The organism is Sphingobacteriaceae bacterium (assembly GCA_002319075.1).
Lineage (GTDB): Bacteria > Bacteroidota > Bacteroidia > B-17B0 > Aurantibacillaceae > Aurantibacillus.
In genome coordinates, this window is the sequence record NVQB01000001.1 from 2,512,601 (window position 1) to 2,529,801 (window position 17,201).

General features: G+C 37.2%; 12 protein-coding genes. 3 read left to right on the forward strand and 9 right to left on the reverse strand.

The window, feature by feature from the left end; translation table 11 throughout:
- The first annotated feature begins 60 nt into the window (after positions 1-60).
- Positions 61-1,074, forward strand: coding sequence for a radical SAM protein (locus CNR22_10985; protein ID PBQ32273.1), 1,014 nt, complete (start codon positions 61-63; stop codon positions 1,072-1,074).
- 980 nt (positions 1,075-2,054) lie between these two features.
- On the opposite strand, the gene CNR22_10990 is transcribed toward CNR22_10985, so the two are convergent.
- Complete coding sequence (locus tag CNR22_10990; protein PBQ32274.1) at positions 2,055-3,293, reverse strand: hypothetical protein; 1,239 nt, start codon at positions 3,291-3,293, stop codon at positions 2,055-2,057.
- Between the two features lie 99 nt (positions 3,294-3,392).
- The gene (locus CNR22_10995; GenBank protein ID PBQ32275.1) at positions 3,393-5,189 is read right to left on the reverse strand and encodes a long-chain fatty acid--CoA ligase; all 1,797 of its coding nucleotides are present in this window, start codon (positions 5,187-5,189) and stop codon (positions 3,393-3,395) included.
- A gap of 167 nt (positions 5,190-5,356) precedes the next feature.
- Here CNR22_10995 and rfaD point away from each other — a divergent pair, with 167 nt between their 5' ends.
- Positions 5,357-6,322 (forward strand): ADP-glyceromanno-heptose 6-epimerase, encoded by a 966-nt coding sequence (gene rfaD / locus CNR22_11000; GenBank protein PBQ32276.1) that lies wholly within the window; start codon positions 5,357-5,359, stop codon positions 6,320-6,322.
- A 91-nt stretch (positions 6,323-6,413) separates the two neighbouring features.
- Complete coding sequence (locus CNR22_11005) at positions 6,414-8,849, forward strand: hypothetical protein (protein PBQ32277.1); 2,436 nt, start codon at positions 6,414-6,416, stop codon at positions 8,847-8,849.
- 32 nt (positions 8,850-8,881) lie between these two features.
- On the opposite strand, the gene CNR22_11010 is transcribed toward CNR22_11005, so the two are convergent.
- The 7 genes from CNR22_11010 to CNR22_11040 form a co-directional block, all read right to left on the reverse strand.
- Positions 8,882-9,760 carry a hypothetical protein gene (locus CNR22_11010; GenBank protein PBQ32278.1) on the reverse strand — a complete coding sequence of 293 codons (879 nt, stop codon included), beginning with the start codon at positions 9,758-9,760 and terminating at the stop codon, positions 8,882-8,884.
- A 73-nt stretch (positions 9,761-9,833) separates the two neighbouring features.
- Positions 9,834-10,736, reverse strand: coding sequence for a hypothetical protein (locus CNR22_11015; protein ID PBQ32279.1), 903 nt, complete (start codon positions 10,734-10,736; stop codon positions 9,834-9,836).
- Between the two features lie 83 nt (positions 10,737-10,819).
- Positions 10,820-12,175, reverse strand: coding sequence for a hypothetical protein (locus CNR22_11020; protein PBQ32280.1), 1,356 nt, complete (start codon positions 12,173-12,175; stop codon positions 10,820-10,822).
- 9 nt (positions 12,176-12,184) lie between these two features.
- Complete coding sequence (locus CNR22_11025; GenBank protein ID PBQ32281.1) at positions 12,185-13,531, reverse strand: hypothetical protein; 1,347 nt, start codon at positions 13,529-13,531, stop codon at positions 12,185-12,187.
- A gap of 495 nt (positions 13,532-14,026) precedes the next feature.
- On the reverse strand, positions 14,027-15,478 hold the full coding sequence (locus tag CNR22_11030) for a radical SAM protein (GenBank protein PBQ32282.1): 1,452 nt from the start codon (positions 15,476-15,478) through the stop codon (positions 14,027-14,029).
- Between the two features lie 21 nt (positions 15,479-15,499).
- Positions 15,500-16,480, reverse strand: a complete 981-nt coding sequence (locus tag CNR22_11035) for a hypothetical protein (protein ID PBQ32283.1) — start codon at positions 16,478-16,480, stop codon at positions 15,500-15,502.
- A gap of 30 nt (positions 16,481-16,510) precedes the next feature.
- Positions 16,511-17,200, reverse strand: coding sequence for a hypothetical protein (locus tag CNR22_11040; protein PBQ32284.1), 690 nt, complete (start codon positions 17,198-17,200; stop codon positions 16,511-16,513).
- Position 17,201 lies beyond the last annotated feature (1 nt).

A 17,201-nucleotide genomic window follows, 5' to 3' on the forward strand; every position in this document is an offset into this window, starting at 1 on the left:
TGACAATAGTTGAGATAGCCCTTAGGTTTAGCTTTCTTTACGATTTTAAAATTTAAGCGTTTGCCAGACTATTATATAGGTATATTAAAAAAGCTAAGCTTGGCAAAATGTTTTAATTTTTTAAAACTGTTTGCAGGATTTCATTATTCACGACTTATTGGCCAGCCCAAGCAATTCGGACTTCCCGTTTTTGTGAGTATAGAACCCACCACCAGTTGCAATCTAAGATGTCCACAGTGTCCGAGCGGTTTGCGTGAGTTTACGCGTCCAACCGGAATGCTGCAAAATCAGCTTTTCGAAAAGATCATCCTTCAGCTTAAAAAACACTTGCATAGCCTGACTTTTTATTTCCAGGGCGAACCTTATCTCAATCCTGATTTTTTAAAAATGGTTTCTTTTGCCAATGAGAATAATATTTACACCATCACAAGCACCAATGCTCATTATCTTACTGAAGAAAACGCTAAACAAACAGTAAAAAGTAAGTTAGATAAGCTTGTGATATCTGTGGATGGCATTACCCAGGAGGTTTATCAGCAATACCGCATTGGCGGCAAACTTGATAAAGTTATTGAGGGTACAAAAGAAATTTTAAAACAGAAGAAAGCATTAAAGAGTAAAACACCACATGTTGTTTGGCAATTTGTTGTTTTTAAACCGAACCAGGGGCAAATTGAAGCGGTAAAAAAATTAGGAAGGGAACTGGGCGTAGATGAGGTGAAAATTAAAACCGCCCAGATTTATGATTTTGAAAATGGACACGATCTTATTCCGGAATTGGATGCCTATTCGCGTTACAAAAAGAATGAGTCGGGAAACTTTGAAATTAAAAATAAATTATTGAACCAATGCTGGCGTATGTGGCAGGGCTGCGTAATAACCTGGGATGGAAAAATTGTGCCTTGTTGTTTTGATAAAGATGCCAAGTATAAGTTGGGGAATCTGGAATCTGACTCTTTCGAAAAAATATGGTTTTCTGATTCTTACAACAATTTCAGAAGATCGGTTCTAAGAAGCAGGAATCAAATTGATATTTGTACGAATTGTACGGAAGGTACGAAGGTTTGGTCTTAGCAGAAACATCCTTCATTTTTAAAACACATAGAGACATAGTTCCAATAGCTATCTGGGCTATAGATTGCACTGTGTCTAGCTTAGAGTGACATAGGAATTGCGCTAAGCGCAATTATGTGATTCTTACAACAATTTCAGAAGATCGGTTCTAAGAAGCAGGAATCAAGTTGATATTTGTACGAATTGTACGGAAGGTACGAAGGTTTGGTCTTAGCAGAAACATCCTTCATTTTTAAAACACATAGAGACATAGTTCCAATAGCTATCTGGGCTATAGATTACACTGTGTCTAGCTTAGAGTGACATAGGAAGTGCGCTAAGCGCAATTATGTGATTCTTACAACAATTTCAGAAGATCGGTTCTAAGAAGCAGGAATCAAATTGATATTTGTACGAATTGTACGGAAGGTACGAAGGTTTGGTCTTAGCAGAAACATCCTTCATTTTTAAAACACATAGAGACATAGTTCCAATAGCTATCCGGGCCATAGATTACACTGTGTTTAGCTTAGAGTGACATAGGAATTGCGCTAAGCGCAATTATGTGATTCTTACAACAATTTCAGAAGATTGGTTCTAAGAAGCAGGAATCAAATTGATATTTGTACGAATTGTACGGAAGGTACGAAGGTTTGGTCTTAGCAGAAACATCCTTCATTTTTAAAACACATAGAGACATAGTTCCAATAGCTATCTGGGCTATAGATTACACTGTGTTTAGCTTAGAGTGACATAGGAATTGCGCTAAGCGCAATTATGTGATTCTTACAACAATTTCAGAAGATCGGTTCTAAGAAGCAGGAATCAAATTGGTATTTGTACGAATTGTACGGAAGGTACGAAGGTTTGGTCTTAGCAGAAACATCCTTCATTTTTAAAACACATAGAGACATAGTTCCAATAGCTATCTGGGCTATAGATTACACTGTGTTTAGCTTAGAGTGACATAGGAATTGCGCTTTGTTCAATTTTAACCGGAACTATTCTTTATTAAAGACCAGGGTAAAACAGGCACCGCCGTCGTTGAAGAACCGTGATTTTCCGTTTAACTGTTCTGAAAGTCCTTGTATAACACTTACTCCCAGCGAATCATGTTTATCGAAATCTTCTTTTAGCCCGCTTCCATTGTCTTTTACGGTTAACATTAACTCGTCGTTTTTTGTAATAACCAGATCAATGTTGATCATGCCTTTTTTTGCATCCTTAAAAGCATGTTTATAGCAATTATTTAAAACCTCATTTAAAATGAGCGCACATGGAACCGCAGTATTCAGATTTAGTTTTACATCTTCGATATGTGTTTTCACCATAACCGAATTCACTAACGAGGGATAAGACTCCTGTATCTCCACCAGCAGATCTTTCAGATAGTTTGTAAAATTTATTTCTGAAAAATTACCGGTTTTGTATAAGCGATTATGAATAAGTCCCATGGAATTTACATGGTTCTTACTTTCCCGGAGGATAGTATGAACTTCTTCATTCTCAGTACCATTTAGTTTCAGATTAAAGTAACCCACTATAACGGCAAGATTATTTTTTACGCGATGGTGCAATTCAGCCAACAAGATTTCTTTTTCAGCCAGTGTTTTTTTGATCAGCGCTTCATTTTCTTCTTTTTCTTTCAGACGCTGTTCGTAAAGCTTACTATTGAGATTATTGTCCTGGATGGTGAGGTAAATAAAGAATCCCACAGCGGCCGAGCTCACTACAAGATTAATGACGAACATCTGGTAACGCACACTTCCGGCACTCATACTTATTTCTGCTGAAGAGCTGTAAGTTATTGCATAAATAAGAAGTAGAACAGTGGTAAAACAAAACAGAAAGATCATAATTTTCCTGTCTTTCTCAGCATCAAAGATAAAGGATATGGCCAGCACGAGTGGAAAATAATAAAGATAATCGCCGGCCTGGATACTGGCGAGTGTACCAAAATAAAAAATGGTAAGGCTAATGTGAAGAAAGGTAGCAACGACAATAACCCGGTTATGCTGAAGGTTAAACGCTATCAAAGTAATTAAAATGGCTGCAGTTGCCAGGAGGATAGATGATTCCAAATAATAACCATACCAAAAATCAGAAAAGCCGTTAATCAGGTAAATAAGAATAGCAATGGCAGAATATTGGTTAACCAGTGTAAAACGCTTAATCTCTTTAGGAGTGAGTTCTGGTGTAAGGCCAAGTTTACAAATTGAAGCCCAGAGTTTTTTGATCATGTACGGAGGTAAAGATAAGAGATTATTCGGGTTTGGAGTTTATGTAGCGTTTTTTGAAACTCAAAATTGCCTGGTCAGATTTAGGATAGAAGTTTACGATTAGTCTTCCGCGCCAAAAATTTTTGCAATTAAAGTTTGGTTTTTTTCCACAATGGCTTTTCGTTTTAAACTTAGTTTAGGTGTTATTTCACCGCTTTCTACACCCCACACGGCGTTGATAAGCTGGTACCGTTTTATTTGTTCAAAAGGAGCAAGGCTTGTATTTATTTTTTTGACATGATCGGCAATAATCTTTTTGAGTTCTTCATTTTGAACCATTTCTGCATTGCCCCTCCATTCAATTCCATGATCGTTAGCGTATTCTTTGAAATTTGCAAACGAAGGCACAATGAGGGCGGAAGCAAATTTCTGGCCTTCACCAATTACCATCGACTGTTCGATATATTTTGATTCCTTTAATTTATTTTCAATCGCAATGGGTGAAATGTATTTTCCTCCACTATTTTTGAAAATTTCTTTTTTACGGTCGGTAATTTTTAAGAATTTGCCTTCTACAAAAGTTCCTATGTCGCCTGTATGGAACCAGCCGTTTTTATCGATGACTTCTGCAGTAGCTTCCGGATTTTTATAATAGCCCAACATTAAACTCGGACCTTTCATTAAGATCTCACCATCTTCGGGCGCAATTTTTACTTCTGAATTCTCAACCGGAATTCCTACGGTTCCAAACATCCGGTGATCTTCGTCGAATCGGTTTACAGAGACAACTACGCAGGTTTCGGTTAAACCGTAGCCTTGCAAAAGGTTTAATCCTGCGCAATAAAAAATCCTTTCCAATCTTGGATTAAGCGCTGCTCCACCGCTTACTACAGCAACAACTTCACCACCAACAGCCGCGCGCCATTTTTTATAAACAAGAATGTCGGCAATTTTTACCTGCAGCGCATACCACATTCCGTTTTTGCCGTGTAGCTCAAACCTTTCGGCCAGGCGCATACTCCAATCGAAAATTTTCTTTTTGAAACCGGTGAGCTTTTCGCCTGTATCTGTGATCTTTTCTAAAACACGCTCTAAAACCCTGGGAACTGCTACAAAAATCTGCGGATGAATTTCCCTGCAATTGTCACCGATCGTTTCAACGCTTTCGGCATAATAAATACTTACGCCATGATACAAATAAAGCGTATTCAGGAACCGCTCATAAACATGATTTAAAGGTAAAAAACTTAAGGCTTTCCATTTGTTTGTAAATGGAGCAATGTGTTCGCAGACATACACATTGGCCATCATGTTTTTGTGTGAGAGCATCACACCTTTGGGTTGACCTGTAGTTCCTGAAGTATAGAGAATAGTCATCAGATCATTTTCGTCCACTTTATCTTTCAGAGCTGCAATTTTGTCGAGATCAAGATTCTTTTTTCCGAGCTCGATGAATTCCGAGAAAGTTTTTAGCCCTTCTAAGCCATCCAGACTGAAAACATATTTTAAATGCGTTAACTCCTTTTCTATAGCTGCTAATTTTAACCAGGTAGATTTTTCGGAAATAAAAATCAGCTTGGCCTCACTGTGATTTAAAATAAACTTTAGATCATTATTGCTGATGGTTGGAAAAATCGGGGCTGTTAAAATGGATACCTGCTGACAACCATAATCCACAAAATTCCACTGCGGAGAATTGGCAGCCATGATTGCTATGTTGTCGCCGGGCTTAAGCCCAAGATGCAATAAACCTGAGCTCACGTAATTGGCGTTATTAATAAAATCATCTAAACTATAACTTACCCATTGCCTGCCGCCTTTGTCTGCACCTAAATTCTCTTTTGCATTTAAAATGTCTTTTTTAGGAGCGTAGGTTTTTAGCCGGTCCAGGATATCGAATACACGTTTTAATTCCATGAATCTAATATCGGAATTTTTGTAGAATGCGTGTTCTTTTCGTCGCTGATTACAGTGAGGACACTGTTTTTTTTGATAATTATCAAAAGCGCTTATGTTGACGCAACATTTTTTCAAGTCTTTTTTAGCTGAGTATTAAATCCTAACTTTGTATCCGTATAAAGTATATGGTAGTAATTACAGGTTCGGCAGGATTCATAGGAAGCTGCCTCGTTTCAAAGTTTAATTCAGAAGGAATTACTGATCTGATTTTAGTGGATGATTTTTCTAAAACAGAAAAAGACAAAAATTCTGTTGAAAAAAAATTTCAGCAGAAAATTGAACGCTCTGAGTTTATTGAATGGCTGAAAAAAAATTCTGATAAAGTGGAGTCTGTTATCCATATTGGAGCAAGAACCGACACCACTGAGTTTGATGTTGAACTGTTTAACGAACTAAACTTAAACTATACCAAGTCTCTTTGGACCATTTGCACGGAAAATAATATTCCTTTTATATACGCTTCTTCAGCAGCTACATACGGCTTGGGCGAACAAGGATACAAAGACGATGAAACAAAAATTCCCTTATTAAAACCACTGAATCCTTATGGAGACAGTAAAAATGATTTTGATAAATGGGCTATTATTCAAACAAAAACGCCCCCACATTGGCAGGGATTAAAATTCTTTAATGTGTATGGGCCGAACGAATATCACAAAGGCCGCATGGCATCGGTAATTTTTCACTCCTTTCATCAGATTAATGCTACCGGAAAAGTTAAATTATTCCGTTCTCATAATCCTAATTATACCGATGGCGGGCAATTGCGTGATTTTGTGTATGTGAAGGATGTGGTTAATGTAATTTGGTTCTTATTTAAAAATAAGCCAAAAAGTGGCATTTATAATTTAGGAAGTGGTAAAGCCAGAACTTTTTTAGATCTTGCCAAATCTACTTTTAAAGCTTTAGGTAAGGAGGAAAACATTGAATTTATTGATACACCCGTCGATATCCGTGACAAGTACCAGTATTTTACAGAAGCCGACATGAATAAATTAATTGCTGTGGGCTATTCAAAACCGTTTACCTCTTTGGAAGAAGGTGTGGAGGATTACGTAAAAAATTATCTGGTTAAGGAAACTTATTTGTAAGAGGCAAAGCTTTACTGCTCTGTTTTGCTTTTCGGCTTTGATTCAAATATACAGAATCAACTAATTTACATTTCTTTTTGTACATTTAAGTATGAAGAATTTGTTTTTATCTAAACGTTTAGCATTTCTGTTTTTTGTAGTTTGGACCGGTGATTTTTTAACGGGACAGAACACTGCTTGTCAATCTTGCAAAAGCATGCAAAACCTGGGCCTTTACTATTCTGCTGAAAATCTTCGCAGTGACACATTCAATGTTTTAAACTATACCATCAACCTCGAAGTAGGAACAACCACCAACGCTCTTTTGGCAGGTAACACACAAATTCGCTTCGCCCCCAAATTGAATAACCGGACATTCATTCGTTTTGATCTATTAAAACTCACGGTTGATTCGGTAAAAGAAGGAAATCAGATCTTGACTTATACTTACAACGATACGCTTCTCAAAATAAATTTTACTAGTCCGAAAAACACCACTGATACCTCGGTTTTTACAGTGTATTATAAAGGCTCACCGCAAATTGATGCAACGGGCTGGGGAGGATTTTATTTTGACAATGCGCAAAATGCGCAGTATGCATTTAATCTCGGCGTAGGTTTCGGCGCCAAACCTCACAACTATGGACGCGTATGGTTTCCCTGTTTCGATAATTTCGTTGAACGCAGTAAATATGAATTCAATATTACTTGTGACACTATGCGCAGAGCTTATTGCAACGGTCAATTAATTTCAGATTTAGTAGTAGCCAACAAGAGAACCCGCAAATGGATCTTGAATGAGGAAATTCCTACTTACCTTGTGAGTGTTGCTGTGGCAAATTACACGCAGGTTAATTGGACTGTGAATACTCTTACTGGTGTTAAACCCATTACGTTGGCGGCTCATGCAAATGATACAAGCGCCCTGAAAACCGGTTTTGTGAATCTAAAAAATTGCATTGCCGGCTTTGAAAATTATTTTGGCCCGTACCAATGGAATCGTTTTGGTTATTGTCTGGTACCTTTTAGTGGCGGCGCTATGGAGCATGCTACAAATATTGCATATCCACGGGGATTTATCGGCAATCTTACTTACGAAGCTGATCTTATGGCACATGAGTTATCACATCATTGGTGGGGCGATTTGATCACTTGCGAAACTCAGGAAGATATGTGGATCAATGAGGGTATGGCCACATTTAGTAGTTACATGTTTACTGAATGGCAATATGGAAAAGCCGCTTATTTCAATAAAGTTAAATCAGTACACGACGAGCTGTTACATTTTCTGCATAAAAGTGAAGGCTTTCGCCCCATTAGTGGAGTACCGCATGCTTTAACGTATGGAGATCATGTCTATAAAAAAGGGGCAGACATAGCTCATACTTTAAGGGGCTATATGGGCGACTCGGCTTTTTTCGCCGCATCAAAATTTACGCTGCAGCAAAATGCGTTTAAAAGCATAAACAGTAATGAGTTCAGAGATCACATGCAAACGGGAAGTGGACAAAGTCTCACAGATTACTTCACAGATTGGGTTTTTTCACCAGGTTGGTCACAGTTCGCGATTGATTCGGTTCGTTATATTCAAGGCGTTGCTGGAACCGATGCTATTGTTTTTCTGAAGCAAAAATTATATGGCGCAAGTAATTTACATAACAATGTTCCATTAGAATTAAGTTTTTTCAGCAGTAACTGGACCCGCACTATTAAAAAAGTAGTCATGTCCGGAGCTACAAAATCATTTACCCTTTCAAATGTAAACGGTACAAGTTATTGTGCTTTAAATTACGATGATAAAATTGGAGACGCTACTTCGCATGAAGCAAAAATTATCAAAGCTATTGGTAATCTCAATTATACGCTCGGCAAAGTGTTTTTGCAAGTTCAGAAGAAGGGCGTTGATTCTTCTTTAATAAGAATAATTCACAATTACGTAAAACCCGATCCTTTTAAATACAACCCACTTAACCAAAAATTATCTGACCAACATTTCTGGAAAGTGGAAGGGATAATGTCTCAAGGTTTTGTGAGTAAAGCCAGATTTAATTACGATGGTAACAAAACAATTGGCGGCACCTATTCGTATATGGATACCTTACTCACCAGTGTGAATGCAGACAGTATTAATTTATTTTATAGGAAAGATGCTGCCGATGAATGGAAATTGCTGACTGGAGTAACCAAATTTTCTTCAGGAGCAAGATCAGGGTATATTCAAATCGATACTTTAAAATTAGGTGAATATAGTTTTGGAAATCATGGAGACTCTAGCCTGGTAGGCATCAAACAACACACAAAAGAAATTGAAAGTATAAAGATCTATCCTAGTCCAGCCGCACATAAATTCACACTCGAATTTAAAGAGTATTTGAAGAAAGAATATCAAATGATCATTTTAGATGCTGAAGGGAAGATAGTTTTATCTAAATCTATTAGCGCTAAATTAACTTCAGTAGACATTAATCATTTGTCTAAAGGTTTGTACCTCGTACAAGTGAGCATAAAGGGCACGCCCGTATACTCAAACAAATTAGTGGTTGAATAGCATCAAGATAAACTGAAAATTTGTCCTGTAGTTTACTGAACCGTAATCAACTTCTGACTCACTTTTTGTTGGTTCGCGTTGGTTTTAATAAAGTAAACACCCGAAGCAACTCCATTAAGATTTAAAATTTGGGTGTGAAAACCTGGAGCGTCCTCCTGTTTGTATAATTCTTTTATCACTTGCCCTTTAATGTCTATTAGCTGAATAGAGATGGTTTTAGACTGACTTAAGAAATAAGAGATATTTGTAATGTCACTTGCCGGATTCGGAAAAACAGAAACTTGTGAAATACTACTTGCATTTTCTTTCAAACCAACCGTATTTGGTTCTTCAACGGTGGGCGTTGGAGCGGCCACCAGTGGCAAGTTTACAGGAGAAATAATAAAATCGCCACTCGTAGTTCCGTTATTATTAACAGCATTTGCAATAGCATAAATAGTTGCAGGATCTCCTGTTTTTGGCGCTTTCCATTGGTAAATAAAAACGGTAGGTGTATTGGCTGCAGCAAGTTTAGGTGTGGTATGAACAGCCGTTCTCTTAGATCCTGCATTTAAAAATTTTACGCCGGTTCCCGGGGTTTGTAATGTTCCGGAATTAATATTAGAGGCAGTCAAAATTTGCGATGCAAAGCCATAGCGCGTAAATCCACTTGCTGCAACTTCAATTCTGATAGTGTACAATGAATCCTGCATATACTCCAATTCAGAATTTGTATTGAGTGAAAAATCCGGAACAGAAGTAATAGTTATTCCAGAGGCAGCAGAAGTGCCGCCACTGTGGCAATTTGAACAAGTGCTTTCTCCAGGTGATCCTGCATATCCTTGAATGCCTGAGCTGTTTTTAATAATAAAAGCCGACGTTCCTATAATAGTAAGAGACGCAAGAAGAAGTGTAGTAATTGTTTTTTTCATAGGTTCTAAGTGAATGGTGTATGATTCGGTTTAACAAATTTAGTTTAGATGGATAGGATACTACTGTCTCATTTCAGGAAGGTCTTGCACTTTTCAACGATTTGGTGTGGAATTGACTTCTGTATGCCAGAGGACTTAATCCAGTATGTTTTTTAAAGAAACGATTAAAGTAGGGCAGATCTTCAAAATGAAGGTAAAAGGATATTTCTTTAATATGCATGTCTGTTGCATACAAAAGTCGTTTCGCTTCCAGTAATGTTCTTTCCTGTATTACCAGGCTTGCAGTTTTGCCTGTGTATTTCTTGCAAATCGCATTTAAATGATTTGGTGAAACATTTAATTTTTTGGCATACTCGGAAACCGAAATATGCGAGAAATAATGTTTGTCAATAAGTGTCTTGAACTGAAAAACCTTATTACTTATTACCTGGGAATCTTGTTTTAAGTTTTTTATTTTTTCATTAAATACAGCTTTGAGTTTTAATAGAATAATATTCAGATAAGAACGGCAGATGTCCATATCGGTTTGTTCATTAGCTTGCATTTCTGCCTGCAAAGATTTTATCAACTCTTCAATCTGCGCGCTAAGATCTTTCGTAAGGATAATTATGGGAGGCTGAGAACCGTTATAAAATGGAAAGGCCTCGGTAAATGGTTCTTTTGATTTTAAAGAAACAAAGTCCTCATTAAAACAGAGTACATAACCCTTGTTTTTTTTGAGAATGAGCTTATGAATTTGGCCCGGCGATACTAGGTGGACGCTGTTTTTTTCTACTGTAAAATGATCGAAGTCTATTTCATGTTTTCCCTGAGCTTCATTAAAAAACAAAAGTTCATAAAAGGTATGCCTGTGTGGCACACTGCTGTCGTATACCTTCCCTCCGCTACCGAACAAGTCTATAATTCCAAAACCAGAGGGACCCATTTCCTTGGTTTTAATAGTATGCAGTGGAACTTTTTGTGTGTAAGAATTCATTCAGCTAAAAGCAAAAATAAACTATTTGCTGATTAAGCCATCAAAAACGCGAGAAATAATGCTACTGATAGCCGGTATAAATTCTAGTTTGGCCTCTTTTTTATTTCAAGGTTTTGCAGGTCTTTTGTGCTGAAGGGTCGGGAAACCAGGTAGCCTCCCTGGTTTGCGGCAACACAAACAAATAAAGAATCTCCATCTTTATAGGGAATAATTCTAGTTGTAGCACCGTTAGACCAAAGGTAAGAACTGTATCCTCTACCTGCATCTAAAAAGAGCTGACCATTTTTTTGAAAGTACTTAATTTTCGGTCTTTGTACCTGCAAAGCCGGATTTTTATAGTTAAAGACGCGATAACTCCGTCTGTTATCATTAAAATATAATTCCAAGCATTTTTCACCATGGGGTGTCAAAACCGTAAATAGCGTTTTTGATTTATTACTGTTACCGTAATTGACAAGTGTACCGCCGTTGTCAAGTCTTTGCACGCTACCCATTCCCATACTACTGTGCGCCGTAGAATCATTTATATACGACCAGGCAAGTGTGGCAGTGAAATTTTTTTCGTCGAGACTATATTCCTTAGCAGTAGCAGGGTGTATTTTTTGACCCTGTTTTCCGTTATCAAATAAGGAAATATTTCCATTAGGTAAACGGACAATATGATGCTGGCCACAAAATTTGAGCGAATCATTTCTGAAATCAAACTGGTTGTTTTTTCCGCCCAGGCGCCACATAATAGATCCATCTTTTCGGTTTATTTTAGTGATCTCGCTAAAATTTTTTGAGGAGAGAAGAAGATTTCCATCCCAATCTTCTTCAATGGCGTTGCAATGGGTAATATCTATTTTGGTCGGATCTTTTATGTAGAATGTGTCGATGTCTGTTACTCTAAAATGCTTTTTACTGCGCCATTCAAATACAAGATTTTTAGCGGCGTCAAATTCTTGTATAACACCAAAGGTGATTGTAGTAGTAGGAGCAGAAAAAAAACCCGACTTGAGAAGTTGATAGGGGCGAATGTCAACTGTTTCAGATTCCATAGCAAGTAGAAGGTAGTGACCGTTCTTTGTGAGTTTAAGTTCGTGATGATCAGAATTGAAGCTACGTGTAACAGAGATGGAATCAACCACACTAAGAGACTTATTCATAAAGTAGAATTTACCGTTCGAGTGATAAGAAATAAGTCCGTTTGGCAGCAATTTGAAATCAACTGGTTTAGAATCACCGGTAAATTTTTTAAAGTAGAAAAGATCTCCTTTTTCATCCAGTATAATATTAAACGAAATAGATTGTGTGCCAATAGTTCCCCTGATAGCAGGAGTTAAAAAATAATAGCCCTCTGATTTTTCGTTGCAAATAGTTACCGTGTAAGGAGGCGGAATTTGCGCTGTTGATGAAAGGCGACAAAAAAGTATTAAGAAGAAAATCGTTACCCGCATATCCTGGAATTATAAATCTGAAACCACATGTGGCAATGAACCAATCCAACCACCATCCTGCGAAGGTATAAACGCTTTATAAGTCCCATTCGCTTTTGCGGCAATAATGCGTGTTGTTTCACCTGTTGACCATAAATAAGATTTGTAACCTTTGCCCGCATCTAAATAAAGCATACCCTCCTTGCGAACAGTTCTTATCACGGGACGTTTTACTTTGAAAGTAATACCACTGAAATTAAATGCACGGTATGTTAAGCGACCACCGGCCAGTTGCATTTCGAAATTCTTTTTTCCATCGGGTGTTAAAAGTGTAAATAATACAGGCGACTTATTAGTTCTGCCGTAACCTACAAGTGTGTTTCCGTTAGCGAGTCTTTGAACATTCCCAAGCCCTGCTCCACTGTGCACGGTAGAATCATGCACATGTTTCCAAACGAGCGTTGCTGTTTTTGCGTTTTCATCTAAGGCATATTCTTTTGCAGCGCAAGGATGAATAGGTATTTCACCTCTTCCATTATCAAACAAAGTAATGTTTCCATTCGGCAGCCTTCTTATGTCGTGCTGAGTAAGGAATCTTCCGGTATCGTTTTTAAAGGTAAACTGATTGTTCCGCCCGCCCAGATGCCAGATAATGCTACCATCTTTACTATTAATTTTTACGATCTCATCAAAATTCCGAACAGATAAAAGATAGTTCCCATCTGCATCCAATTCCACGGCATTAAAATGCGTCCAGTCTAAAATTTTTGGATCCTTAATAAAAAAGGTGTCCATATCCAAAAAGGTAAAATGGTTTTTGGCGCGCCAATCAAACACTACATTTTTGTGGCCATCTAATTCCTGGAACCCTCCGCATATAACTGTGGCCGCAGTACTTCCTGCACAATTGTTCGGCTTAAAGAGTTTATACTTGCTTAAATCAATCAATGGTTGTTCTTCACCTAATAAAAGATAGTGACCATTTTTTAGAATCTGCATATCCTGCCGTGCAACGGTTAAGCCATTCTTGCAAGCTACAGAATCAACAATTTTAAAAGCCATGTCCATCAAATAATAGTGATTGTTTGAAAAATAAGACATCTGCCCATTTTGCTGAACTTTAAAATCATTGGATTTGTAATCCCCTGTAAATTTTTTAAAGTAAAAGAGATCGCCTGTCGAATCTAATATCATATTAAACGAGATAGAATAATTAGACATGGTGCCCGGCTTGGCGGAATTCATAAAATAGTAGCCGGTAGATTGTTCGTTACAAATGGTAACACTGTAGAGCGGAATTGTTTGAGACTTTAAAATGAAACTGCCAGAGAGAATTACGAGGAGAACGAAGAAATTTTTGAAAATTTTCGAGAACATGTTAGACGCATTTTAAGCGTTGAAGTTACTGAAAATCTTTTATTTAATTTGATTGTGTAGGCCAATTAGATCTACTTACAGTATCGTGTAATGCCGGCAAGTAGCGGTATAAAGATATGGATACTAAGAATCCAGAATTAGTTCAGAGCGAAGAAAGTAAGCCTCCGTGTCCGGCAGCTACAAAAACCAGCTAAGTTCCTAGAGTTTATTTCGAGGGTCTGCGTGGTTTTACTCTTTTCCAATTATAAGATTTGTAACCAATTACTGCATCGAGATAAGTCATACACCCTTTTTTAGAACAGCGAATGAGTGGCCTTTAATTACAATAGGAAGTCTCGTACCATGAAATTCGGTAGCTTCATAAAGTATCTTGAAAACTAATTTCAAAAAAATTTTTTCTTTTGATGCAATGCACAAAGCACAGTGAACTTTGTTATAGCAGAAGAATGCCTATCGGACATTTTGTGAAGTGTCGATCATAATCACAGGCATGAATCAAAAGCTGAAGCGAACATTTGGAATTGTTTTTCTTAATTTCAAGAGACTTTTTTGGGTCGCGAGAACATAATAAGGATAAGCGAGAATCTTTTTAAAATCTTTGTTTTCTGAAAAATTTCTGATTTTTTTCTCAGCTTTTTTCTGGCGGTAAAGCTTATGTATGTAGTGATGCAGTTGTTTGTAAAACGCGGGTGGATAGGTGTTATTAAACATGAGGGTCATATCATCAGAATCGGACCAGTTTGTTTTTTCCTTAAGATCGAGTTTTACTTTTTCATAAAATTTTGTGCCAGGTAAGGGATAAGATACAGAAATTCCAATATCGTCGGGCAATAGATCTGCCACCATTTTTAAAGTCAGTTTTATGTCGTCAATTTGTTCACCGAGATAACCAAGTTGAAGAAATAATGAGACGCGGATGTTATATCTTTTAAGCAGAGCAGTTGCTTCGTAGATTTGTTCTACTTTTGTACCTTTATCCATGGCATCCAAAATTTTCTGTGAGCCACTTTCAGCGCCCATCCACACTTCTTTGCAACCCGATGCGGCAAGTGCTTCCACATAGTCTGCCTCTACAAGTAAATCAGCACGCGACTGAATTTTATAGGATATTTTAAGATTTTCCTTTTTTATCCAATTGCTAAATTCAATAACCCAACTCGACTTTAATCCAAAAATATCATCCGCAAACCAAACATGGGTGAATCCAAAAACTTCCTGCCATTTTTTGATCTGTTTTGCTATTTGTTCCGGACTGTGCGTATTATACCGGTTACCATAAATAGGTTTTGCGCACCAATTGCATTTATAAGGACAGCCCCTGGTGGTAACGAAATTTAAAGAGAAATAGCCATGACTTTGAAGCCACATGTTTTTATAAGGAGTTATATCCAATAAGTCCCATGCGGGTGGCGGCAGTGTATCGAGATCTTTGATCACAAGCCGTTTACCTGTTTTTTTAACTACACCGTTTTCTTTATGAGCTATCCCTGAAATATGAGCTATGCTCTTATTTGTCTTAAAAGCATCACAAAGTTCAAGAACAGTCTGTTCAGCTTCGCCTATTGCAATAGCATCTGCGCCATTTTTTAAGTAAGATTCAGAATGATCTGCTGCATCTGAACTGGAAGTGATGACTTTAATACCTTTGGATTTTGCATAAGCTTGCATACTAAAACAAGCCTCCCGCATGTTTGTTAAGCACATTTTTGTTAGATAATTAAACCCGTCATCATAACTGATTAAAATATCCGGTTTATAGTCATCTATCGTTGCTTCTATCTCTTTTGCTGAATCGCAGAACATCGTATCAAACAACTTCACCTCATAGCTTTGTTCGCGTAAATACGCCATGGCATACAAGGTTCCTAAGGGAGGATAGGGCATTGCAGTTTTAAATTGCTTAAGATCGAACTTTAAAAAATAACTATGAGTGAAAAGCACTTTCATTGTAATATGGAAAGATTTAAATTAGTGAAGCTTTATCTGAAAGCGCTGTTCGAATTCTTCCATTTTTTCCTGCCACATGGTTAGTACTTTGTTTTGAAATCCATGGGTATGTCTTTTGCATACATCTTTACGTGTACGGAATTGTAATTCAAAATCTCCACTGTTTAGTTCCGGGTATTTTTTTCTCCAGCGCTTAAGTGTGAGGCCAAGCAGAAGATTATCGAGCCTGTTTCCGCCAAAAACTTCCAATAATGTTTCGATCGACTTTTTTAGGAAGTTTTTTCGCATAGGAGTGCATGTAGTAGCGAGTGCTTCTGTTTTATTTGGAAACCTTGATTTGTACCAGCTGTTTTTATCTACAAGTTTTTTGTAAAGCTGATAATTTACTGTTGGAATAAGATATGCCAGTTCAGTTGAAGTAAAAGCATTTACATCTGGAATGGAAAGGTTTTCTGAGCTTACAAAATAGTTGGTGCACCAGAATTTTTTTAAAGGGCCCGGTAGAAATTTGTAAACTATAATTAAAAGACTACGACAGATCCAAAGACGGTTAGGGCTTGTAATGATGAAAAAATCAATGTCACTATAGGCGTCATAATAATTTTTCGAAAGTCCCCCAGAAAGACAAACCGCTTCAACGAAAGGAAAGCCCGCTATCAGCCGACTATATTTTAATGCCTTGGGCATAATTTTTTTTGCACCTTCATTTCCCTGCAACCGTTTTTGAAGATCGAGTTTTGTTTTGTCAAAATTTAAGATAAACTCTCCCTCTGATCTAATGAGATTCATTTGCAGAAGTTGATCCAGTTCGCTGTTAAACTTTTCTTTCGAAATAGTAATTGCAGAATTTTCAAAAAGCTCTTGTCGTGTTAACGGATATCTAAAAACATCAAAGTAGAATACTGCTTTGAGAATTTCAGTTTGTTCACCCGTTAAAGCTTGTTGTAAAAGTTTGACCATAGTTTTGCCAACTAAATTATAAAAAAAAATAGCAAGTTTCACAACAAAACCTTCGCGAACAAGCCATAAAGTCTACAAACTACCCGAATTCGGATAAACGCGAAAAATATAATTATTTTCCCATCTTATTTTTTTTTCTTCCTGTAAACTGAAACTAAATCCGAATTCTTTGGCGAGCGTAAAAATTCTTTTTAAATCACAATTTTCGGCTAGAACCATATAAATTTCAGTTTGTCCTTGTAGATAAGAAGATAGTCCTGAAAATAATTTTTTAAAATATTCGCCATTTTTTCCGCAATTCCAGGCCCATTGTTGTTTGCTTTTTATTTCTTCAAAAAAATAGGGTGGATTAATAACAACTACATCATAAGTTGTAGGAGCAATATTTTCAAAGAGGTCGCTTAAGAAACATTTAAAAGTGGGCGAGTGAACACCGAAATTTTTTGCAAAATTAATGAGAGTGCATTCTACAGCCGCGGGATTAATGTCTGTGCAACTTACATCTGCACCTTTTCGATACGCGGTTAGACTTATCAATCCTGAGCCACAGCCTATCTCCAGGAATCTTTTATTCTTAAGATCAAGACCTTTTACAAAGTCTGAAAGATAACCGCTGCTAAAAAAGAAAGCAGGATGAAATACGGTAGGTTTAACCAGAAGAGTAAATCCCCGATAATGTGCCGTGCGGTCGTGTCTAAGATATCTTTGCAGAAGAGGCTTGACAAAGAGTGTTGTTAATTTTTTTTGTAAGGCATCCAGCATT

Coding starts and splice junctions, on each gene's coding strand:
- CNR22_11040 (PBQ32284.1), bottom strand. CDS start 17,200: ATGCTGGATGCCTTACAAAAAAAATTAACAACACTCTTTGTCAAGCCT.
- CNR22_11020 (PBQ32280.1), bottom strand. CDS start 12,175: ATGCGGGTAACGATTTTCTTCTTAATACTTTTTTGTCGCCTTTCATCA.
- CNR22_10990 (PBQ32274.1), bottom strand. CDS start 3,293: ATGATCAAAAAACTCTGGGCTTCAATTTGTAAACTTGGCCTTACACCA.
- CNR22_10995 (PBQ32275.1), bottom strand. CDS start 5,189: ATGGAATTAAAACGTGTATTCGATATCCTGGACCGGCTAAAAACCTAC.
- CNR22_11005 (PBQ32277.1), top strand. CDS start 6,414: ATGAAGAATTTGTTTTTATCTAAACGTTTAGCATTTCTGTTTTTTGTA.
- CNR22_11010 (PBQ32278.1), bottom strand. CDS start 9,760: ATGAAAAAAACAATTACTACACTTCTTCTTGCGTCTCTTACTATTATA.
- rfaD (PBQ32276.1), top strand. CDS start 5,357: ATGGTAGTAATTACAGGTTCGGCAGGATTCATAGGAAGCTGCCTCGTT.
- CNR22_11025 (PBQ32281.1), bottom strand. CDS start 13,531: ATGTTCTCGAAAATTTTCAAAAATTTCTTCGTTCTCCTCGTAATTCTC.
- CNR22_11015 (PBQ32279.1), bottom strand. CDS start 10,736: ATGAATTCTTACACACAAAAAGTTCCACTGCATACTATTAAAACCAAG.
- CNR22_11030 (PBQ32282.1), bottom strand. CDS start 15,478: ATGAAAGTGCTTTTCACTCATAGTTATTTTTTAAAGTTCGATCTTAAG.